We start from the raw sequence: 19816 nt of genomic DNA on the forward strand, positions 1-19816 counted from the left end.
GCGTGTAGAACTGCCCGGTGGCGCCGTATGCTGCTACCAGTTTATGCCCGGTGTCTTTTTCGAAAGCGGCGGCGATGGCCTGGATCGGCGCGGTGAAATTGGCAGCGCGCGCCACCTGCACCTCGGCGGCCTGGACGGCCCCAATCGTCATGAAGGGGATCAACAGCAACGGCGCGAAGCAGGTGAGGCGCATGGGTGAGGCTCCGAGGGTGGGTTCGCTATATACCGGAATATATAGCGAATGGCCGACAAACGGAACGCGGCATTTTGCCTGGGCAGTGAGGGTGCCAGGGCTGGCCCCATCGCGAGCAAGCTCGCTCCCACACGAGGCATGGGGTGGAAGCCGGATTCACGTTCACCGCCGAACCCTGTGGGAGCCGAGCTTGCTCGCGATGGCGGTGGATCAGCTTGCATCCCTGTTGAATATGCTACCGCTATCGCGAGCAAGCTCGGCTCCCACAGGTCCGGCGGTGTATCCAGATTTCCCGGTTGCCCCCTATTCCCTGTGGGAGCGAGCCTGCTCGCGATGGCGGTGGATCAGCTTGCATCCCTGTTGAATGTGCTACCGCTATCGCGAGCAAGCTCGGCTCCCACAGGTCCGGTGGTGTGTCCAGATTTGCCGGTTGCCCCCTATCCCCTGTGGGAGCGAGCTTGCTCGCGATAGCGCTCGATCAGACATTCGCCCTGTGGAGTCGGGCCAATGCCTCCTCGGCCAACCGCCGCGTCAACTCGGCCGCCGACAACTCGCGGCCCAGAGGGAAGGCCTGGCCGGCCCAGAGGTTGCTGAAGGCTGCTTCGCCCTTGGCCCGCAGCGGCATCAACGCGCCCCCGGCCAGGGGGAACGCTGGGGCCAGCGGACTCATCGGGCCCACTTCGCGCATGACCCGGTTGACGATGCCCCGGGCCGGCCGACCCGGGAACAGGTTGGTGACGGCGGGCTGGCTTTCCTTGGCCGTGCGCAACGCCCGGTGATGGGACGCGCTGATCTTCGCCTCGGGCGTGAACAGATAGGCGCTGCCCAATTGCACCGCCGAGGCACCGAGGGCGAACGCCGCGACAATCCCCCGCGCATCGCCAATGCCACCGGTGGCGATCACCGGCACCTTCACCGCATCCACCACCTGCGGCAACAAGGCAAACAGCCCGACCTGGGTGTTGAGGTCGTCGCTGAGGAACATCCCGCGATGCCCCCCGGCTTCATAACCCATGGCGATGATCGCGTCGCAACCGTGCTGTTCAAGCCAGATTGCTTCCTCGACGGTGGTGGCCGAGGATAGGATTTTCGCCCCGGTGGCCTTGACCCGGTCCAGCAGGGATTTTTCCGGCAGACCGAAGTGGAAACTCACCACCTTGGGACGCATCTCCTCCAGCACCCGGCAGGCTGCATCATCGAAAGGCGTGCGGTTGGACACCGGCGTCGGTGCGTCGAAGTCGACGCCCAATTCCTCGTAGTACGGCTTGAGCCGTTGCTTCCAGGCCTCGGCCCGTTGTTCGTCGAAGGCCGGTGGCTGGTGAGCGAAAAAATTCACATTGAATGGTTTGTCGGTCTGCTCGCGGATGGTCGTCAGCGCCTGGCGCAGTTGTTCGACATCGAGCATCGCCGCCGGCATCGAACCCAACCCGCCGGCATTGCAGGTCGCGACCACCATGGCCGGCCCGGTCACCCCGGCCAACGGCCCCTGGATGATGGGCAGCTCGATGCCGAGCAAGTCAAGAATGCGAGTGTCTGGCCACTGGCTCATGTACGGGTCTCCGACGGCAGAAGGAAACAGCGTTTTTAACAGGTGTGGGCCGGCGACGGCCAGTCGAGTTTTTCAATCGAGTACTCGCCGCTTGATCCCGACGCCGTGAGAGTTACCATGCGGGCTTCATACATCAAGGAGCCTGACCCATGGATGTGAAACTCAAGACTGTCGAACCCTTCACCGTGGCCGGTTTGCAGGTGCGCACCCGCAACAGCGACGAGCAGCAGCCCGACACGGCCAGGATCGGCCCGATGTGGCAACGATTCTTCACCGAAGGGTTGTTCGACACGATTCCGGCCCGGCAGTCGGAGTCGTTCGTCTACGGTGTCTATTCCAATTATGAGTCCGACGCCACCGGCCACTTCGACGTAACGGCTGGGGTGCAGGTGGATGCGACCAGCGCAGGCTACCCCGCCGTGGACATCGAGGGCGGGGATTACCTGGTGTTTTCGGCCAAGGGGGCGATGCCCGATTGCGTGATCCAGACCTGGGGCCTGATCTGGGCGTACTTCGCCGATAACCCGCAGACGCTGCGCCGTTTCACCACCGATTTCGAGGTCTACAGCGGCCCCGAATCCGTGGCGATCTACATCGGCATTCAATCCCCGGACGAGCGCTCCAGCGCCAGCAACTGACGCTTGCGCTCCACGCCCCAGCGATAGCCCGACAGGTTGCCGTCGCTGCGCACCACCCGGTGGCAAGGAATCGCCACCGCCAGGCTGTTGGCGCCACAGGCCTGGGCCACGGCGCGCACGGCCTTGGGCATGCCGATGCGCTGGGCGATCTCGGCGTAGCTGGCGGTGCTGCCGGCGGGGATGTCCCGCAACGCTTGCCAGACTCGCTCCTGGAAGGCGGTACCGCGCAGGTCCAAGGGCAGGTCCAGGCCCAAGGCGGGAGCTTCGATGAAGCCCACCACTTGGGCGATCAACTGCTCGAACTCCCGGTCGGCACCGATGAGGTTGGCCCGGCGGAATTTGTCCTGCAGGTCGCGCACCAGCGTATCCGGATCGTCGCCCAGCAGGATCGCGCATACGCCACGCTCGCTTTGCGCCACCAGGATCGCCCCGAGGGAGCACTGGCCGACGGCGAAACGGATGTCGGTATTCTGCCCGGCGGCGCGGTAGTCGGCGGGCTTCATGCCCAACACCTTGTCGGCCGCCTCATAGAAACGGCTGTTGGAATTGAAACCGGCGTCGTACAACGCCTCGGTGATGGTGCCGCCATCGGCCAGGCGTTCGCGGACCTTGCGTGAGCGGTGGGCGGCGGCGTAACCCTTGGGGGTCAAGCCGGTGACGGCCTTGAAGACCCGATGAAAATGGAAGGGACTCAAGCCGGCGCTGTCTGCCAGTTCATTCAGGCCGGGGAGTGCCTCGGCGGCCTCGATCTGCCGGCAGGCCGCCGCGACCCGGGCCGCTTGTTGGGCGGCGACCTGGGCCTGGTCCCGAGCCACGCGCTTGCTGGGCCGGTAGCCGGCGGCCTGGGCCTGTTCCGGCGTGTCGAAGAATTCGACGTTGCGCGGGTTGGGCAGGCGCGACAGGCTGCTGGGGTGGCAGTAGATGCCGGTGGTTTTCACGCCATAGACAAATGTTCCGTCGGCGCGCGGATCGCGGGCGAGCACGGCGGCCCAGCGAGGATCCTGTTCAGCGGCGAGATTGTTTGAAGTGCTGTTCATGGTCGTTATTCCATTGGCCCGTTTTGGCTACATTAGCCAGCCTGCGAGAGGGCGACACTCCGGGTCTTGCGGTCGAATTCTGCACCTTCACCCGGCGGTGCGAAACGTCAGGTTGATCCGCTGGGCGCCCAGGCGCGGGTGTTGTCCTTCCTTGAGCGGCAGCACGCCGTGGTAACGCAAGCGGTCCACGCCGCCCCAGACCACGATGTCGCCATGGAACAGCGGGATGCGCAGGCTTTTGTCGCTGCGCGCGAAGCCGCCGAACTGGAACACCGCCGGCAAGCCCAGGGACATCGAGACGATGGGGGCGTCGAGGGAGCGCTCGTTCTTGTCCTGGTGCAGCGACATTCGCGCGCCGGGCACATAGCGGTTGATCAGGCAGGCGTCGGGCTCGAACGCCTCGAACCCCGCCTGGCGGGCGGCAGCCTGGGCCAGTTCGCGAAACACCGCCGGCATGTCGGGCCAGGGGCGGCCGGTCTGTGGGTCATGGGCGGTGTAGCGATAGCCGCTGCGGTCGGTGGTCCAGCCCAGCGCGCCGCAACTGCTCAAGGCCACCGACATGGTAAAGCCGCCGGGCGTGACCATCTGCCGGAACGGCGCAGCTTGCAAGACGCTCTCCAGCACCGGCAGCAAGCGCTCGAGCCAGGGCAGGGCAAACCCGCGCAGCACGAACGCTTGCTGGCCGACTTGCTCGACCTGGCCGGGCGGGGTGGGCGCCTGCTCGGCGAACAGGTCCAAGGTGATCGGTGTGTCGTTATTGCGCATCATGAAAAATGATTCCCAGGGTGTGCCGTCTGCCACTGTGCACGCGGCTGACGCCATGGCGCATGTTCACCCGATAATAACCGCGAACGCCTTTGACCGGCCGCTGGTGCACAGCAAACACCAGCGCATCGCCCTGTTTCAGATCCATGACCAGGGGCCGCGACTGCATGCGCGGGCGTTGTTCGGTGAGGACAAACTCGCCACCGGTAAACTCCCGGCCCGGTTCCGACAGCAGGATCGCGACCTGCAAGGGGAACAGCTGCTCGCCGTACAGATCCTGGTGCAGGCAGTTGTAGTCCTGCGGGCCGTATTGCAGCAACAACGGTGTGGGGCGCGATTGTCCGGCGGCGTGGCAGCGCTGGATAAAGTCGGTGTGTTTGTGGGGGTAGCGCACGTCCAGGCCCATGGATTCATTCCAGCGGTTCGCCAGCGGCACCAGCATGGGGTACAGCGACTGACGCAGCTGTTGGATGAGGTCCGGTAGCGGATAGCGAAAATACTGATACTCACCGCGCCCGAATCCATGGCGGGCCATGATCACCCGTGAACGGAAAAGGCTGGGTTCGGCGTACAAACCACTCAGTTGCCGGCATTGCGATGGCGGCAGCAGGTTGCGAATGATTGCACAGCCGTCCTGGTCGAGACTGTGCTCCAGGGTGGGCCAGTCCAGGTTGACGAGGTGTTGGGGCAGGGAAAGCGTAGGGGGCATGATGGCAATCCTTGTTGGAAAGGACTGTTCAGTCTGCGCAGTGCGGCGTTGCCGGGCACTCCGATTCTTGCGGTGCGCAGCCATCCCTGTGGGCTCTGTAGGAGCTGGCGAAGCCTGCGATCTTTTGATCTTGATCTTGATCTTGATCTTTCGCTTGAGACTCAAATGTCCGGGGAAAGATCGCAGCCTCGTTGCACTCGACAGCTCCTACAGAGCCGAGCGGGAGCAAGCTCCCTCGCCACAAAAGCATCGTGCCCACCCAGTGGCTACAAAAATCAATCAGGATGAGCCATTACAGCGCCTTGCTGACCTTGACCTCGCTGATCACATCGTCGGTCTCGCCGTGCAGCTTTTGCAACGCGGCCAGGGCTTCTTCCTCGGTGCCGGTTTCCAGTTGCGCGAATTCGAAGCGGCGCTCGTTGTTGAGCTTGTACTTGATGACGTATTTGGTCGTCTGGGCCACGGTTTTGCCTTTCTTGAAAGGGCGATGTTCAGCTCAGTTTCGAGCTGGAGCGCCGGATGATCTTGATCTTGTGGGTCAGGGTCGGCTTGCGCGTGACGCTGATTGCACGGCGGTTGACGGTGTCGATGGTGATGTTCCAGAAACCGGTGCTCGGCGCCGTGATCCTGGCCGGGAAGGTGTCGAACGCGCCACCGTGATACGTGTGCCGGCCGCCGTTCTTGAAGCTGCGGAAGTTGGCGTCGTTCATCAAACGGATGTTGCACATCTGCGAGCATTCGATGACGACAATGTCGTCTTCGTTCAGGTGCTCGCGCTGGTGAATGAATTTCATGGGCGCCTCCAGAAGGGCTTTTTCTACAAAATCAAAACGATAGCAAGGGGCAATGAGGCGCAGTTTATCAGCCCCGAGTGTTAATATCCGGCCCGCGCGCCAGGCGTTGTTCATTTATCGCAGGTAGCGGGAAAAAAAAGCGGTCCGGCCCCGGAGCAAAACGGTGTTTGCACTGTCGGAGCATCTTTATTGGAGGAAACATATGAAGCGCAGCGTGTGGGTGTTGGCATTGGCCATGAGTGGATGTGCATCGGTATCGGACATCAACCAGACGCCCCCCACCATGAGCGTCATCTCCGGAAAGAAACCCCACGAATATGCCAAGTGCGTGGCCGACAAGCTGGCCAGCAGCCGTGGTTCGCTGCAGATGGAGCCGCACAAGAACGGCGTGCGGCTGATCATCCCGGGCAAACTGTCGACCCTGCCAGCGGCAGTGTTCGACATTGACGAGCGTTCCAGTGGTAGCAGCATCAAGTTGCACGAAAGCATGTCCAACGTGCCCGTGCGTCCGGGCGACGTGCAGGATGCAGCCAACGCCTGCATTTCCGGCTGAACACCGTCAGCGCCTGACGAGCGGACCGGCCATCGGATAAACTGCTGTCCCTCGACAAAAAATGCCGCCACGGTCAACGTTGGCGGCATTGTCATTCATGGAGTCACTCGATGAAACGCGAGCAGGTGCGCGAGCGCCATGCGGAAGGCCTTATCTTTGCTACCCACGTGATCCAGAACCCGGCGAGCCCGGGCGAATGGATCGTGTTCTTCAAGAAAAGCGCCGGGCGCAGTTTTTTCCTGGTGGATGAGCAGGACGAAGTCGAGTCCTTCAGCCAGCTCGATGACCTGGTCGAGACCATACGTGGGCTGGGCATCAAGTTCGCCGAGATCCACATCTGATTTCTTTGCAAACTTATTTGCCGACCACCACGACACTGCGGCTGCTGAAGTTGCCGACGTCGACGCCCAGGGTCTTCTCGCTGTCCTTGGCCTGGGGCGTGCCGTCGGTGCCGACGATGCGGTAGCCAGTGCCGGCACAGGACGCATCGGCCTTTTCATAGCAAGTCGCCCAGGAATTGGCCTCGCCCGAACAGTCGATCGCCAAGCCTTGCTCACCATTATCGAGATAGGTTTTTTCGGCCGAGGCACAGCCCGCCAGGGCCAGGACTGTAAACAGCGCCAGAAGTGTTTTCATGGGATCGTCATCGAGGAGGGAAGGGCAATGGCGAGGTTATAGCGAATGGCCATTGCGGTACAGCTAAACAAGCCTCGTTCGATGCGCGGATGGCATTTACTAGAGGCTCGTCTGTTTATTTCCTGCGGCTCATTTCTTGCGGCGGGGGCTGCGGGCGGGGGCGCTTTCGCGTTCTTTTGTCGCTGGAGCCGCGCGTTCGTCCTGGAATACCGCAGCCACTTCCACGGCCATGGCCTTGCTGGGCAAGGGGCCGGCGACCTGCTCGCCGTGGTAGTTGATAATCCACCACTGGCCGTCCTTGCCCAGGCTGACCGAATAACCGTTTGCGTTTCTTGCCGACATCTAGCTGCCTCAGTTGGCGTGATCAAGGCCGCCATGATACGTCAAATGCTCGCAAACAGCGCTCACTGGCGTACAGTGGACCGCTGCAGCCATCGAAACGAAAGGCGATTGAACTATCCGCCGTTTTTTATTTCTCTATGATGGCACCGGTTGGCCAGTGCGGGCATTGTAAGGTGCCCGTCGCCTGATTAGACTGCGCCGAAACTCGTACACACCGCCTTTTCAAGGACTTATATGATCAAGAAATGCTTGTTCCCAGCAGCCGGTTACGGTACTCGCTTCCTGCCAGCGACTAAAGCCATGCCCAAAGAAATGCTGCCGGTGGTGAACAAGCCACTGATCCAGTACGGCGTCGAAGAAGCCCTTGATGCGGGTCTGACTGAAATCTCCATCGTGACTGGCCGTGGCAAGCGCGCCCTGGAAGACCATTTCGACATCAGCTACGAGCTGGAAAACCAGATCAAAGGCACCGACAAGGAAAAGTACCTGGTCGGCATCCGCAAATTGCTGGATGAGTGCTCGTTCTCCTACACCCGCCAGACCGAAATGAAAGGCCTGGGCCACGCAATCCTGACCGGTCGCCCACTGATCGGTGACGAACCGTTCGCCGTGGTCCTGGCGGACGACCTGTGCGTCAACCTCGAAGGCGACGGCGTCCTGACCCAGATGGTCAAGCTGTACAAGCAGTTCCGCTGCTCCATCGTGGCGATCCAGGAAGTCGATCCGCAGGAAACCAACAAGTACGGCGTGATCGCCGGCGAAATGATCCGCGACGACATCTACCGCGTCCACAGCATGGTTGAAAAACCAAAGCCTGAAGACGCACCGTCGAACCTGGCGATCATCGGTCGCTACATCCTGACCCCGGACATCTTCGACCTGATCGAACAGACCGAGCCAGGCAAGGGCGGCGAAATCCAGATCACCGACGCCCTGATGAAACAGGCCCAGAACGGCTGCGTCATGGCCTACAAGTTCAAGGGCAAGCGTTTTGACTGCGGTGGCGCCGAAGGCTACATCGACGCGACCAACTTCTGCTTCGAGAACTTCTACAAGACGGGCAAGGCTTACTGATAGCCCGCGCCACGCCTTGAAAAAACGCCCCGAATGGTTCGGGGCGTTTTTTTTTGCTTGGGGAAAAATCTCGCAACGCCTCAATCCCACAAACAAAACCCTGTGAGGTATGAAAATCCTGAGACCACCCAAAACTACTGTGGGAGCGAGCTTGCTCGCGATGGCGGTGGGTCAGCTTGCATCGGTGCCGAATGTGCCGACGCTATCGCGAGCAAGCTCGCTCCCACAGAAATTGCGCTTAGGTTGCCCATTCGATCCAACCCAACTGGCTTTTCCATTTTCCGCCCCCATAACCATCGCAACGCTGCCTCTGGCGAAAACAGCAGGTATGCTGGTGACCTGCCGAAGGAGATAGAAGATGGCCTACGATTTTGACTTGTATGTGATTGGCGCCGGTTCCGGTGGCGTGCTGGCTGCGCGGGTCGCCGCCGGTTTCGGGGCCAAGGTGGCCGTGGCGGAAAGCCGCTACCTGGGCGGGACCTGCGTGAACGTGGGCTGCGTGCCGAAAAAGCTGCTGGTCTACGGCGCGCATTACGCCGAGGACTTCGAGCAGGCATCGGCCTATGGCTGGACGGCGGGCGAGGCGAGTTTCGACTGGGCCACGTTGATCGCCAACAAGGACCGCGAGATCAATCGCCTCAACGGTATCTACCGTAACCTGCTGGTCAACAGTGGCGTGACGTTGCATGAAGGCCACGCCAGGATCAGCGTCCCGCACGAAGTCGAGATCAACGGCCAGCGCTACACCGCCGAACACATCATGATCGCCACGGGCGGCTGGCCGGTAATCCCTGACATTCCAGGTCGCGAGCAGGCCATCAGTTCCAACGAGGCGTTTTTCCTCAAGACGTTGCCCAAGCGCATGCTGGTGGTGGGCGGCGGCTACATTGCCGTTGAATTCGCCGGGATTTTCCATGGCATGGGCGCGCAGACGTCCTTGCTCTATCGCGGTGACTTGTTCCTGCGTGGCTTCGACGGCGCCGTGCGCAAGCATCTGGCTGAAGAGCTGCAACGTCGTGGCCTGGATCTGCAATTCAACGCCGACATCCAGAGCATCGATAAAGAAGCGGACGGCAGCCTCAAGGTGACGCTCAAGGACGGTCGCACGCTGTCGACCGATTGTGTGTTCTACGCCACGGGCCGACGGCCGATGCTGGACAACCTTGGGCTGGAAAACACGGGCGTCAAGCTGGACGAAAAAGGCTTCGTGCAGGTCAACGAAAAATACGAGACCACTGAACCGTCGATCCTGGCCATTGGCGATGTGATCGGCCGTGTGCAGCTTACGCCCGTGGCCCTGGCCGAAGGCATGGCGGTGGCACGGCGGCTGTTCAAGCCCGAGCAGTATCGCCTGGTGGATTACCGGATGATCCCCACCGCCGTGTTCAGCCTGCCGAACATCGGCACGGTGGGCCTGACCGAAGAGCAGGCCCGGGAGGAGGGGCATGAGGTACAAATTTTTGAAAGCCGTTTCCGGCCGATGAAGCTGACCCTCACCGACTGCCAGGAACGCACCTTGATGAAACTGGTCGTCGATGCCAATACCGATAAAGTCTTGGGCTGCCACATGGTTGGACCGGACGCCGGGGAAATCGTCCAAGGCTTGGCCATCGCTCTCAAGGCCGGCGCTACCAAGCGCGACTTCGACGAAACCATCGGCGTGCACCCAACTGCCGCCGAAGAATTCGTGACGATGCGTACCCCCGCCGCCTGACGCAGCTTTATACGCTGCATAGAAGCTATGTAGGAGCTGTCGAGTGCAACGAGGCTGCGATCTTTCCCCAAACGCTTGAGTCCCAAGCGAAAGATCAAGATCAAAAGATCGCAGCCTCGTTGCACTCGACAGCTCCTACACGGCCCTACAGATTTCTTCTATCTATATAGATTCCTGATAGCCAAAACCAATCATTCGCATCAGGTTTGCCAATGAGCCAGCCTGGAGATGAGTGGGTAAGATCCTCTCCATCAACTTTTCAACCCCTGACGGAGAAACATCGATGCCTATCATCAACAGCCAAGTCAAACCGTTCAACGCCACCGCTTTCAAAAACGGCGCTTTCGTCGAAGTGTCGGACGCCGACCTGAAAGGCAAGTGGTCTGTCGTGTTCTTTTACCCGGCTGACTTCACCTTCGTCTGCCCAACCGAACTGGAAGACCTGGCCGATAACTACGCCGAATTCCAGAAACTGGGCGTCGAGATCTACAGCGTTTCCACCGACACTCACTTTGCCCACGCGGCCTGGCACAACACTTCGCCAGCCATCGGCAAGATCCAGTACACCATGATCGGCGACCCGACCCACGTCATCTCCCGCAACTTCGACGTGCTGATCGAAGAAGTCGGCCTGGCTGACCGCGGTACTTTCGTGATCAACCCGGAAGGCCAGATCAAGATCGTTGAAATCAACGACGGCGGTGTAGGCCGTGACGCTTCCGAGCTGCTGCGCAAGATCAAGGCCGCTCAGTACGTTGCCGCTCACCCAGGCGAAGGCTGCCCAGCCAAGTGGAAAGAAGGCGAGGCCACCCTGGCTCCGTCCCTGGACCTGGTCGGCAAGATCTAAACCTGTGAGTCATCCGCGGGCGATCCGCTCTTAATCAAGTAAGCCGCTTCGCCCCACAAAACGCCCGGGCGAGATTCGCTCGGGCGTTGTTTTTTCTGAAATTCAAAAAAATGGAAATCGCCCGTATGTTGGACGCCAATCTTAAAGCTCAGTTGAAGTCATACCTGGAACGGGTCACCCAGCCGATCGAGATCGTCGCCTCCCTCGACGACGGTGCGAAATCCCAGGAAATGCTCGCGTTACTCCAAGACGTTGCCAGTCTTTCCCACCAGATTACTTTGCTCGACAACGGCACCGATGCGCGCAAGCCTTCGTTTTCGTTGAACCGCCCGGGAGCCGATATCAGCCTGCGTTTCGCCGGCATTCCCATGGGGCATGAATTCACTTCGCTGGTGCTGGCCCTGCTGCAAGTCGGTGGCCACCCGTCGAAGGCCAGTGTCGAAGTCATTGAACAGATCCGCGCCCTTGAAGGCGAGTTCAACTTCGAGACGTATTTCTCGCTGTCGTGCCAGAACTGCCCGGACGTGGTCCAGGCGCTGAACCTGATGGCGGTGCTGAATCCGAACATTCGCCACGTCGCCATCGACGGCGCGCTGTTCCAGGCCGAAGTCGATGAGCGCCAGATCATGGCTGTGCCCAGCATTTACCTGAACGGCGTGAACTTTGGCCAGGGCCGCATGGGCCTGGAAGAGATTCTCGCCAAGATCGATACCAGCGGTATCGAACGCCAGGCCGAGAAAATCAGCGCCAAGGACGCCTTTGATATGCTGGTGGTCGGCGGTGGCCCGGCCGGCGCTTCGGCGGCGATCTACGCGGCCCGTAAAGGCATTCGCACCGGTGTGGCGGCCGAACGTTTCGGTGGCCAGGTGCTGGACACCATGGCCATCGAGAACTTCATCTCGGTCCAGGAAACCGAAGGGCCGAAACTGGCCGTCGCCCTGGAAGAGCACGTCAAGCAGTACGACGTGGACATCATGAACCTGCAACGTGCCGACGGCCTGGTGCCGGGCAAGGACGGCGGGCTGCATGAAATCAAGTTCGCCAGCGGTGCGAGCCTCAAGGCCAAGACCGTGATCCTGGCGACCGGTGCCCGCTGGCGCGAAATGAACGTGCCGGGCGAGCAGCAATACCGCAACAAGGGCGTGGCATACTGCCCGCACTGCGACGGCCCGCTGTTCAAGGGCAAGCGCGTGGCGGTGATTGGCGGCGGTAACTCCGGCGTCGAAGCGGCGATCGACCTGGCCGGTATCGTCGCCCCCGTCACCTTGCTGGAGTTCGATGTGCAATTACGTGCCGACGCGGTGTTGCAGCGCAAGCTGCACAGCCTGCCGAACGTGACGGTGATCACCAACGCCCAGACCACCGAAGTGACGGGTGATGGCCAGAAGGTCAACGGCTTGCGCTACAAGGATCGTCCGAGCGGTGAAGTGCGCGACGTGGCGCTGGAGGGGATCTTCGTGCAGATCGGCCTGTTGCCTAACACCGATTGGCTCAAGGGCACCGTTGAGTTGTCACCCCGTGGCGAGATCATCGTCGATGCCCGTGGCGAAACCTCGATCCCTGGCGTGTTCGCCGCCGGTGACGTGACCACCGTGCCGTACAAACAGATCGTGATCGCCGTGGGCGAGGGCGCCAAGGCTTCCCTGAGTGCCTTCGATCACCTGATCCGCACCTCCGCGCCGGCCTGAACAACCGATAGCGGAAAACACAAAACCCCATGAGCCATTGGCTCATGGGGTTTTTTATTCGAATCACGCATTCTCCTGTGGGAGCGAGCTTGCTCGCGATAGCTGCAGCCCATTCAATATTGATGTGCCAGACAGACCGCCATCGCGAGCAAGCTCGCTCCCACAAGGTAATGCCGTTCACTTAAGAAAAATGCTGACCCTGTGGCGAGGGAGCTTGCTCCCGCTCGGCTGCGAAGCAGTCGTAAACCGGCGGGGGCGGTGTGTCTGATACGCCGCACATGGCAGGTTTTGGGGCCGCTTCGCGGCCCAGCGGGAGCAAGCTCCCTCGCCACGGGTTTGTCGATTGCCTCAAGTGAACAGCATTGGCTCCCACAAGGGGGCTGATGTGGTTGTAGAACTTGTGATCCTGCTGTGGATTTACAACGGCGCAGGCTGGATGATCTCGACCCAGTAGCCATCCGGGTCCTTGATGAAGGCCAGGCTTTTCATGCGACCGTCGCTCAGGCGTTTCTGGAAGTTGCAGCCCAGTGCTTCGAAGCGCTCGCAGGCTGCGACGACGTCCGGTACCGAGATGCAGATATGGCCGAAGCCGCGAGGGGCGGTGTTGCCGTTATGGTAGGCGAACGCCGGGTCGCTTTCGGTGCCGTGGTTGTGGGTCAGTTCCAGGATGCCAGGGATCGACTTCATCCATTCGGTACGCGCTGCCGCGTCCGCCGGGATCTGGTGCTTGTCCACCAACGCCAGGAAATACAGGCTGAATTCGGCTTCCGGGAAGTCGCGCTTTTCCACCAGCGAGAAACCTAGCACGCGGGTGTAGAAATCCAGGGACTGGGTGATGTCCTTGACTCGCAGCATGGTGTGGTTGAAGACGAACTGGGCCGTGGCGGCGTCAGGTTGGGCGGTGACGCCAGGGAAAGTATTGAGTTCGTGCAGGCTCATGGGCCCTCCGGGAAAAAAGTGGGGCAAACGGCGTCGCAAGCATGGTCGCGACGGTTCCTGGGCTTGCGTCAACGGCTTCCTTGCAGCTACGCCCATGATACGCAAGGGACGTGGCGCCGCCAAACCGCCCGTGGCTATTGCCTGGTTCTGCCTCGGCCTTCAGACTTCACGCTTCGTTCTTGAGTACCAACGCAATGATTCGACCGTTCCTTTCGCTGTTTGTCCTGCTGCTGGTGAGTATCGGCGGCGTCCAGGCGTCCGAACCGCAAATTACCTGGCCCCAGGGCTGGGTCGTCGAACCGCTGCCCGCAGAGGCATTGTCCTCGGCAGCCCCGGGAACCCTGCGCCAACGGGCCACCAAGAGTGATCCGGCTGGCAATGCCGTGATGGTCTTGGAGCTGACCACGACCCCGGTCGCCCCCGATCACCAGGTCAACTTGCAAGGCGTGTTGCTGGAAATGCGCAAATCAATCCAGAAGGATTTTTTCCGGGGCGGTTATCAAAGTGTATGCACTAAGGTGCATGCTTCCATGTTGGGTGGCGTAACTGCATTGGAAACCACTTGCACGATCACGCAAAACGGACGACATGTATTGTCTCAGGCACTCGTCGCGGCACTAAATGAGGGCAAGGCTTATGTGCTGTCCTATGCCGGGCAGGCGCAGGCGTTTGTTGAAAGCCAGGATGAAATACAGTCGGTGCGAAACAGTTTGAAACTATGATGCCTTCAACGTAATACCCCAAAGGGGTTAACCCTAAAGTTTAGTCCATAAAAAAGCCCTGAATATTCAGGGCTTTTTGGCTTGGGCTGTCAACGCACTGTCAACCCCGCAACCAAGAATCAACAGTCGCTGCACCGTATTGTTCTTTCCAGGCTTTCAGGCCGCGGTGATTGCCGCCCTTGGTCTCGATCAACTCACCGGTGTGGGGGTTCTGGTAAACCTTCACCACGCGCGCACGACGGGTCTTGGTAGGCTTGGTCGACTGCAGGCTTGCCTTGGACGGGTTCGGGTCGAGGATCGCGACGATGTCGCGCAGGTTCTTGCCGTAGGTTTTCATCAGTCCCTGGAGCTTTTCCTCGAATTCGATTTCCTTCTTGAGCCCGGCATCGTTCTTCAGTGATTCCAGCTGCTTGAGCTGTTCTTGAAGGGCCTTTTCGGCTGCACGAAATTCAGCGAGTCTGGACAAAATGATTACTCCAATCAAAATATTTGGCTGATACCAACCGCAAACAAAGCTATAAGCCAAGCGCCTTGAAGCGACTCGGTGTTAATGACTCTCTCCTGTTATGTGGCACAGGTAGAAAAATTGTAGTAGTTAATCCGGAAAGTGTAAATCGTAACTTTTTCGTTATGTAACAACAGCAAACGTTTTATCAATGGGCAGGTCGTCGTCAATAGATCGACGGCAGTTAACTGCCATTAGTGCCGGTCAACGCCTCAGCGAATGCCTGCCCGCTAATGGGGCGACCAAATAGATAACCCTGCAGAAAGTTCACCCCATTTGTGCTCAGGTAGTCGCGTTGATCGACGGTTTCGACGCCCTCGGCCACCCTGTCCAAGTCCAACTTGCCCGACAGTTCGATGATGCTATCAAGGAGGTGGCGCGACAGGGCGTCGGCACCGATCATCGCGAGCAAGCTTTGCTCCCACAGGTTCAATGCCAGGCTCCCCCAGGTTTGATGCCGGGCTCATGACTGCCGGGCCAGTTCGATAAACGCCAGGGTGGCGGGCGAGGCCGGGCGGCTGTCCAATACCGCCAGGCCGATCTGGCGCGGCACCCGGGGCGACAAGGGCCTGGTGACGTAACCAGGGTTCTTGTCATCTGGCAATGACCCTTCGGACACCACGCTTACCGCCTCGCCACGCCTGACAACATCCAGGGTGCTGAGCAATTGCGAGCAACGCAAACGCACGTTCGGTGTCAGCCGGGCGGCATTGAACAGGCGCGTGACCAGCTCCGACGATCCCGCCTCGGTGAGCACGAAGGGGTCGTTGCACAGGTCCGCAAGGCTTAGGCTGGCCTGGGCGGCGAGGGGGTGTGCGGTGGGCAGCAGGGCGACCATCTGATCTTCCATGAGCATGTACGTATCGAAACGCTCCTCGGGCAGCACCACGAAACCGACATCGATCCGCCGTTCGTCCAACCATTGGACCACCTGCCTGTCGGGCCCTTCATCGATGTGCACTTCGATGCCGGGGTGCAAGGCTCGATAGCGCCGCAGGATCCCGGGCAGCAGTTTCATCGATGACGTCGGCCCGAACGAGCCGATGCGCAACGTGCCCCGGCGCATGCCCCGGGCATCGGCGGCTTCCTGGCGCAAGGTGTTCGCCAGCCCGAGCATGGCCCGGGCCCGCAGCAGCAATTGCTGGCCAATATCGCTGAGCTCCACCACCGACTGATGCCGCCTGAGCAATTCCACGCCCAGCTCTTGTTCCAGGGATTTGATGGCGTGGGACACCGCGGATTGACCAATACCCAAGCGCGTGGCCGCAGCGGTGAAACCACGCAGCTCGGCGACCAGGGAGAAGATTTCGAGTTGGGTGAGGGTCATGAGGGATTGCTCATTTTACGATGATCGGACATGAGCCGAACAATACGGCATCCCAACCGTACACGGAACCGTGGCCCAGGCGCTTTTCCGTGGCGAGGGAACTTGCTCCCGCTGGACTGTGTAGGAGCTGGCGAAGCCTGCGATCTTTTGATCTTTCGCTTGGGATTCAAGTGTCTGGGGAAAGATCGCAGCCTCGTTGCACTCGATAGCTCCTACAGGGCCCAGCGGGAGCAAGCTCCCTCGCCACAGGTCATTCGTCTCATTTCAATGTGGTGAAACCATGAAAACCCTCGAACAAGCCGTCCCAACCCCGTCGGACCTGCCGGTCTACCTGAAGCTCGCCATGGTCACCATGATCTGGGGCGGAACCTTCGTGTCCGGCCGGATCCTTTCCAATGCCCTGGCACCGATGTTTGCCGCCAGCCTGCGTTTCCTGCTGGCTAGCATCGCGCTGCTGGTGTTTCTCGCGTTGGCCGGGATTCCGCTGGTCCGGCCCAGTGTGAAGCAAGGGCTGCAGCTGGCTGCGCTGGGGTTCTTCGGGATCTTTTTCTATAACCTGTGTTTCTTCTATGGGTTGCAATACATCAATGCATCCCGGGCTTCGCTGATCGTGGCGTTGAATCCGGCGGTGATCGGGCTGGCGTCCTGGTGGCTGTTCAAGGAACGGCTGGGCCGCTTGAAAGTGGCGGGCATCGTGCTGTGCATCGGCGGGGCGGGATTGGTGATCGTCAGTCGTGATCCGTCCTTGTTACAAGGCGCGGCGCAGGCCTGGATCGGCGACCTGCTGATTTTTGGCTGTGTGCTGGGCTGGGGGATCTATTCGCTGTTTTCGAAAAAACTCAACGAATGCCTCGGCCCCTTGCAGACCGTGACCTGGTCGATTCTGCTGGGCACGCTGATGTTGTGGCTGGCCTGCGCGGCGGCGGGGGAGATTCGTCTCCAAGCCCTGGGCGGGCTGGACGTTAAGCAATGGCTGAGCCTGTTGTACCTCGGCGTGCTGGGCTCGGCCCTGGCTTATATCGCCTGGTACGACGGCATTCGTCGGATCGGCGCGACCCGCTCCGGCGTGTTCATCGCGCTCAATCCGCTGACGGCGGTGCTGCTGGGCGCGCTGTTGCTGGACGAACGGCTCACGGCGTTGATGTGCGTCGGTGGGGCCGTGATCCTGCTGGGCATCTTCCTGTGCAACAAACCCCTTGCGCGGTCGAAGGAAAAGGCGATTTGATACAGGAGGCGGACAAATTCGGTTACGCTGTGTAGAATTGATTTACGCATATAAGAATAACGTCTTCTGGCAGCAGAAGCCTCGCCCGCAAGAGCCTTGGGTCGACAATGAAGATACTTGGGTTTCAACTGATCTACGGCGATTTCCTCGCCCGCAGCGTTCGTGGCATTTCCTGCGCGCCGCCCCGTGCCCTCAGCACTGCCTGCAACTAACGTTTTTTTTGTTAATTGACCCGCATGATGAGGCGCCGACATGGCAGATCTATACGAAAACCCCATGGGCCTGATGGGCTTCGAATTCATTGAGTTCGCATCCCCGACCCCCAACACCCTGGAGCCGATCTTCGAGATCATGGGCTTCACCAAGGTGGCCACCCACCGGTCCAAGAACGTGCACCTGTATCGCCAGGGCGCGATCAACCTGATCCTCAACAACGAACCCCACAGCGTCGCTTCGTACTTCGCTGCCGAGCACGGCCCGTCGGTGTGCGGCATGGCGTTCCGGGTCAAGGATTCGCAGCTGGCCTACAAGCGCGCCCTGGAACTCGGCGCCCAGCCGATCCACATCGAGACCGGCCCGATGGAGCTGAACCTGCCGGCCATCAAGGGCATCGGCGGCGCGCCGCTGTACCTGATCGACCGTTTTGGCGAAGGCAGCTCGATCTATGACATCGACTTCGTGTTCATCGAGGGCGTTGATCGCAACCCGGTGGGGGCGGGCCTGAAGATCATCGACCACCTGACCCACAACGTTTACCGCGGGCGCATGGCCTACTGGGCCGGTTTCTACGAGAAATTGTTCAACTTCCGTGAGATCCGCTACTTCGACATCAAGGGCGAATACACCGGCCTGACCTCCAAGGCCATGACCGCGCCGGATGGCATGATCCGCATCCCGTTGAACGAAGAATCGTCCAAGGGCGCCGGGCAGATCGAAGAGTTCCTGATGCAGTTCAACGGCGAAGGCATACAGCACGTGGCCTTCCTCACCGATGACCTGATCAAGACCTGGGACCAGTTGAAAAGCATCGGCATGCGCTTCATGACCGCGCCGCCGGACACTTACTACGAAATGCTCGAAGGCCGCCTGCCGAACCACGGCGAACCGGTGGATGAACTGCAATCGCGAGGCATCCTGCTGGACGGTGCTTCCGAGCAGGGTGATAAGCGCCTGCTGCTGCAGATCTTCTCGGAAACCCTGATGGGGCCGGTGTTCTTCGAGTTCATCCAGCGCAAGGGCGACGATGGTTTTGGCGAAGGCAACTTCAAGGCGCTGTTCGAGTCGATCGAGCGTGATCAGGTGCGTCGTGGCGTGCTCGCGACCGAGTAAGGCCTGACCCATGAAAAAAAGCCCGCCCGGCAGTGATGCTAGGCGGGTTTTTTATTGCCCGTACCCATACAAAGTACATCTGTGGGAGCGAGCCTGCTCGCGATGACGGCGGCACATTCAACATGGATGCAAACTGGCCCACCGCTATCGCGAGCAGGCTCGCTCCCACAGGGTTTGGCGGTGACGTCAAGTTCGGCGCCGCTGCCGTACCAAGTGCTTGAATCCTTCGAACACCAGTACCGCCACCGCCATCCAAATGGGGATATAGGTCAGCCATTCCTCGGCCTTGATGCTTTCCCCCAGCAGCAGCGCAACCCCCAGCAGCAACACCGGTTCCACATAGCTCAACAAGCCGAACAGGCTGAATGGCAGCAGACGGCTGGCGACGATGTAGGACACCAGCGCCGAAGCACTGATGACACCCAGAATCGGGATCAGCAGCGACAGCCACGGGTACTGATCGAAGACGCCGAAGCCCTGTTCACCGCTCTGCACGAACCAGAGTGCCAATGGCAGCATCAATGTCATGTCCAGCCAGAGCCCGCCGAGGTTGTCGGTCTTGATGCGTTTGCGCAGGATGAAATAGATCGGATAGCCGATCACCACCAGCAAGGTTGCCCAGGAAAACCCACCCACTTGGTACAACTCGTTGAACACGCCGAGGGTGGCGAAGAACACCGCGACTTTCTGCAGATAGGAAAGGCGCTCGCCATAGACGAGCCGCCCGGTCAGGACCATCGACAGCGGCAACAGGAAGTACCCCAGCGATACGTCCAGGCTGTAGCCGTTGAGCGGCGCCCACATGAACAGCCACAGTTGTGCGCCCATCAAGGCCGATGACGCTATCGCGCCCAGCAGCAAGCGCGGTGTGGTGATCAAGCGTGCAACAAGATCCGAAACGAGCTTCCATTCACGGGAAATCAACATGAACGCGGTCATGCACGGCATCGTCAGCAACATCCGCCAACCGAAAATCTCCAGGCCGGTCAGTGGCGTGAGCAACGAGGTGTAGTAATACATGACGGCGAACAGCACAGAGGCCGAGACCGATAGAGCGATGCCTTTGGACACTGAGGCCTCTTATTATGGGGGCTGGAAAACCGATGGTGAGGGTACATGTGGCGAGGGAGCTTGCTCCCGCTGGGTCGCGCAGCGGCCCCCGGAAAAGAGCGGCCGCTGCGCCCGCCAGCGGGTGCAGGCGCCCGGCCCACCCGGTCCGGGCAGGGTTAG

The 19816-nt window shown here is 60.4% G+C and carries 23 protein-coding genes and 1 pseudogene; 10 read left to right on the forward strand and 14 right to left on the reverse strand.

Translation table 11 applies throughout. The features are described 5' to 3' along the window. On the reverse strand, window positions 1-193 hold a 193-nt coding region (locus HGO40_RS27095), incomplete at its 3' end, for a substrate-binding domain-containing protein (protein WP_353050739.1). A 478-nt stretch (window positions 194-671) separates the two neighbouring features. Further along, on the reverse strand, window positions 672-1742 hold the full coding sequence (locus HGO40_RS27100; RefSeq protein WP_250965537.1) for an NAD(P)H-dependent flavin oxidoreductase: 1071 nt from the start codon (window positions 1740-1742) through the stop codon (window positions 672-674). 149 nt (window positions 1743-1891) lie between these two features. Here HGO40_RS27100 and HGO40_RS27105 point away from each other — a divergent pair, with 149 nt between their 5' ends. Next, window positions 1892-2380 carry a GyrI-like domain-containing protein gene (locus HGO40_RS27105; RefSeq protein WP_250965538.1) on the forward strand — a complete coding sequence of 163 codons (489 nt, stop codon included), beginning with the start codon at window positions 1892-1894 and terminating at the stop codon, window positions 2378-2380. Here the strand turns inward: HGO40_RS27105 and ada are convergent. The 5 genes from ada to HGO40_RS27130 all read right to left on the reverse strand — a co-directional run bounded on the left by ada (window position 2344) and on the right by HGO40_RS27130 (window position 5685). Then, entirely contained in the window at window positions 2344-3417 is a 1074-nt protein-coding gene (ada, locus tag HGO40_RS27110; protein ID WP_250965539.1) for a bifunctional DNA-binding transcriptional regulator/O6-methylguanine-DNA methyltransferase Ada, read from the reverse strand. The genes HGO40_RS27105 and ada overlap by 37 nt on opposite strands. A gap of 87 nt (window positions 3418-3504) precedes the next feature. Further along, window positions 3505-4185: a DNA oxidative demethylase AlkB gene (alkB, locus tag HGO40_RS27115; RefSeq protein ID WP_250965540.1), complete on the reverse strand. Its 681-nt coding sequence runs from the start codon at window positions 4183-4185 to the stop codon at window positions 3505-3507. Next, entirely contained in the window at window positions 4172-4891 is a 720-nt protein-coding gene (locus HGO40_RS27120) for a 2OG-Fe(II) oxygenase (RefSeq protein ID WP_250965541.1), read from the reverse strand. The genes alkB and HGO40_RS27120 overlap by 14 nt, the downstream gene beginning before the upstream one ends. A 292-nt stretch (window positions 4892-5183) precedes the next feature. Further along, window positions 5184-5354: a hypothetical protein gene (locus tag HGO40_RS27125; protein ID WP_250965542.1), complete on the reverse strand. Its 171-nt coding sequence runs from the start codon at window positions 5352-5354 to the stop codon at window positions 5184-5186. A gap of 28 nt (window positions 5355-5382) precedes the next feature. Continuing rightward, window positions 5383-5685 carry a DUF1883 domain-containing protein gene (locus HGO40_RS27130; protein WP_003182962.1) on the reverse strand — a complete coding sequence of 101 codons (303 nt, stop codon included), beginning with the start codon at window positions 5683-5685 and terminating at the stop codon, window positions 5383-5385. A gap of 202 nt (window positions 5686-5887) precedes the next feature. On the opposite strand from HGO40_RS27130, the gene HGO40_RS27135 reads away from it, so the two are divergent. Next, window positions 5888-6238: a hypothetical protein gene (locus HGO40_RS27135; protein ID WP_250965543.1), complete on the forward strand. Its 351-nt coding sequence runs from the start codon at window positions 5888-5890 to the stop codon at window positions 6236-6238. Between the two features lie 110 nt (window positions 6239-6348). Further along, window positions 6349-6579, forward strand: a complete 231-nt coding sequence (locus HGO40_RS27140; RefSeq protein WP_186709307.1) for a hypothetical protein — start codon at window positions 6349-6351, stop codon at window positions 6577-6579. Window positions 6580-6592: 13 nt separating this feature from the next. Here the strand turns inward: HGO40_RS27140 and HGO40_RS27145 are convergent, their stop codons facing one another. Together HGO40_RS27145 and HGO40_RS27150 are read right to left on the reverse strand one after the other, a co-directional pair. Next, entirely contained in the window at window positions 6593-6874 is a 282-nt protein-coding gene (locus tag HGO40_RS27145; protein ID WP_250965544.1) for a hypothetical protein, read from the reverse strand. 129 nt (window positions 6875-7003) lie between these two features. Continuing rightward, window positions 7004-7216 carry a hypothetical protein gene (locus HGO40_RS27150; RefSeq protein WP_250965545.1) on the reverse strand — a complete coding sequence of 71 codons (213 nt, stop codon included), beginning with the start codon at window positions 7214-7216 and terminating at the stop codon, window positions 7004-7006. Between the two features lie 234 nt (window positions 7217-7450). On the opposite strand from HGO40_RS27150, the gene galU reads away from it, so the two are divergent. The 4 genes from galU (at window position 7451) to ahpF (ending at window position 12539) form a co-directional block, all read left to right on the forward strand. After that, entirely contained in the window at window positions 7451-8290 is an 840-nt protein-coding gene (gene galU / locus HGO40_RS27155; RefSeq protein ID WP_003182953.1) for a UTP--glucose-1-phosphate uridylyltransferase GalU, read from the forward strand. A 358-nt stretch (window positions 8291-8648) separates the two neighbouring features. Next, a complete protein-coding gene (gene gorA, locus HGO40_RS27160; RefSeq protein ID WP_250965546.1) occupies window positions 8649-10004 on the forward strand; it encodes a glutathione-disulfide reductase in 1356 nt (451 codons plus the stop codon). A gap of 283 nt (window positions 10005-10287) precedes the next feature. Continuing rightward, window positions 10288-10851, forward strand: coding sequence for an alkyl hydroperoxide reductase subunit C (gene ahpC / locus HGO40_RS27165; RefSeq protein WP_250965547.1), 564 nt, complete (start codon window positions 10288-10290; stop codon window positions 10849-10851). 125 nt (window positions 10852-10976) lie between these two features. Then, on the forward strand, window positions 10977-12539 hold the full coding sequence (ahpF, locus tag HGO40_RS27170) for an alkyl hydroperoxide reductase subunit F (protein WP_250965548.1): 1563 nt from the start codon (window positions 10977-10979) through the stop codon (window positions 12537-12539). Window positions 12540-12956: 417 nt separating this feature from the next. Here the strand turns inward: ahpF and gloA are convergent, their stop codons facing one another. Then, window positions 12957-13478 carry a lactoylglutathione lyase gene (gene gloA / locus HGO40_RS27175; RefSeq protein ID WP_250965549.1) on the reverse strand — a complete coding sequence of 174 codons (522 nt, stop codon included), beginning with the start codon at window positions 13476-13478 and terminating at the stop codon, window positions 12957-12959. A 194-nt stretch (window positions 13479-13672) separates the two neighbouring features. Here gloA and HGO40_RS27180 point away from each other — a divergent pair, with 194 nt between their 5' ends. Next, window positions 13673-14200 carry a DUF4946 domain-containing protein gene (locus HGO40_RS27180; protein ID WP_250965550.1) on the forward strand — a complete coding sequence of 176 codons (528 nt, stop codon included), beginning with the start codon at window positions 13673-13675 and terminating at the stop codon, window positions 14198-14200. Window positions 14201-14300: 100 nt separating this feature from the next. On the opposite strand, the gene HGO40_RS27185 is transcribed toward HGO40_RS27180, so the two are convergent. From HGO40_RS27185 to HGO40_RS27195, 3 genes and pseudogenes are all read right to left on the reverse strand, one after another. Next, window positions 14301-14666, reverse strand: coding sequence for a histone-like nucleoid-structuring protein, MvaT/MvaU family (locus HGO40_RS27185; protein ID WP_072411532.1), 366 nt, complete (start codon window positions 14664-14666; stop codon window positions 14301-14303). 223 nt (window positions 14667-14889) lie between these two features. Further along, window positions 14890-15126 (reverse strand): annotated as a pseudogene (locus HGO40_RS27190) (EAL domain-containing protein); the annotation flags it as partial. 42 nt (window positions 15127-15168) lie between these two features. Then, the gene (locus HGO40_RS27195) at window positions 15169-16032 is read right to left on the reverse strand and encodes a LysR family transcriptional regulator (protein WP_250965551.1); all 864 of its coding nucleotides are present in this window, start codon (window positions 16030-16032) and stop codon (window positions 15169-15171) included. Window positions 16033-16312: 280 nt separating this feature from the next. Between HGO40_RS27195 and HGO40_RS27200 the strand changes: the two genes are divergently transcribed. Together HGO40_RS27200 and hppD are read left to right on the forward strand one after the other, a co-directional pair. Further along, window positions 16313-17257, forward strand: coding sequence for a DMT family transporter (locus HGO40_RS27200; protein ID WP_250965552.1), 945 nt, complete (start codon window positions 16313-16315; stop codon window positions 17255-17257). 252 nt (window positions 17258-17509) lie between these two features. Further along, window positions 17510-18586 (forward strand): 4-hydroxyphenylpyruvate dioxygenase, encoded by a 1077-nt coding sequence (gene hppD / locus HGO40_RS27205; RefSeq protein WP_250965553.1) that lies wholly within the window; start codon window positions 17510-17512, stop codon window positions 18584-18586. 186 nt (window positions 18587-18772) lie between these two features. Here hppD and rarD read toward each other — a convergent pair whose 3' ends face one another. Next, window positions 18773-19657, reverse strand: a complete 885-nt coding sequence (rarD, locus tag HGO40_RS27210; protein ID WP_250965554.1) for an EamA family transporter RarD — start codon at window positions 19655-19657, stop codon at window positions 18773-18775. Between the last annotated feature and the right edge of the window lie 159 nt (window positions 19658-19816).

This window comes from Pseudomonas sp. CG7, from assembly GCF_023701885.1.
In the GTDB taxonomy this organism is placed as follows: Bacteria; Pseudomonadota; Gammaproteobacteria; order Pseudomonadales; family Pseudomonadaceae; genus Aquipseudomonas; species Aquipseudomonas zanjanensis.

Bases quoted from the DNA above. Each gene is read 5' to 3' on its own strand.
- HGO40_RS27180 (WP_250965550.1), top strand. From the start codon at position 13,673: ATGATTCGACCGTTCCTTTCGCTGTTTGTCCTGCTGCTGGTGAGTATC.
- ada (WP_250965539.1), bottom strand. From the start codon at position 3,417: ATGAACAGCACTTCAAACAATCTCGCCGCTGAACAGGATCCTCGCTGG.
- HGO40_RS27120 (WP_250965541.1), bottom strand. From the start codon at position 4,891: ATGCCCCCTACGCTTTCCCTGCCCCAACACCTCGTCAACCTGGACTGG.
- alkB (WP_250965540.1), bottom strand. From the start codon at position 4,185: ATGATGCGCAATAACGACACACCGATCACCTTGGACCTGTTCGCCGAG.
- hppD (WP_250965553.1), top strand. From the start codon at position 17,510: ATGGCAGATCTATACGAAAACCCCATGGGCCTGATGGGCTTCGAATTC.
- ahpC (WP_250965547.1), top strand. From the start codon at position 10,288: ATGCCTATCATCAACAGCCAAGTCAAACCGTTCAACGCCACCGCTTTC.
- HGO40_RS27135 (WP_250965543.1), top strand. From the start codon at position 5,888: ATGAAGCGCAGCGTGTGGGTGTTGGCATTGGCCATGAGTGGATGTGCA.
- gorA (WP_250965546.1), top strand. From the start codon at position 8,649: ATGGCCTACGATTTTGACTTGTATGTGATTGGCGCCGGTTCCGGTGGC.
- HGO40_RS27100 (WP_250965537.1), bottom strand. From the start codon at position 1,742: ATGAGCCAGTGGCCAGACACTCGCATTCTTGACTTGCTCGGCATCGAG.
- HGO40_RS27200 (WP_250965552.1), top strand. From the start codon at position 16,313: ATGAAAACCCTCGAACAAGCCGTCCCAACCCCGTCGGACCTGCCGGTC.
- ahpF (WP_250965548.1), top strand. From the start codon at position 10,977: ATGTTGGACGCCAATCTTAAAGCTCAGTTGAAGTCATACCTGGAACGG.
- HGO40_RS27130 (WP_003182962.1), bottom strand. From the start codon at position 5,685: ATGAAATTCATTCACCAGCGCGAGCACCTGAACGAAGACGACATTGTC.
- HGO40_RS27150 (WP_250965545.1), bottom strand. From the start codon at position 7,216: ATGTCGGCAAGAAACGCAAACGGTTATTCGGTCAGCCTGGGCAAGGAC.
- HGO40_RS27105 (WP_250965538.1), top strand. From the start codon at position 1,892: ATGGATGTGAAACTCAAGACTGTCGAACCCTTCACCGTGGCCGGTTTG.
- HGO40_RS27145 (WP_250965544.1), bottom strand. From the start codon at position 6,874: ATGAAAACACTTCTGGCGCTGTTTACAGTCCTGGCCCTGGCGGGCTGT.
- HGO40_RS27140 (WP_186709307.1), top strand. From the start codon at position 6,349: ATGAAACGCGAGCAGGTGCGCGAGCGCCATGCGGAAGGCCTTATCTTT.
- galU (WP_003182953.1), top strand. From the start codon at position 7,451: ATGATCAAGAAATGCTTGTTCCCAGCAGCCGGTTACGGTACTCGCTTC.
- HGO40_RS27195 (WP_250965551.1), bottom strand. From the start codon at position 16,032: ATGACCCTCACCCAACTCGAAATCTTCTCCCTGGTCGCCGAGCTGCGT.
- gloA (WP_250965549.1), bottom strand. From the start codon at position 13,478: ATGAGCCTGCACGAACTCAATACTTTCCCTGGCGTCACCGCCCAACCT.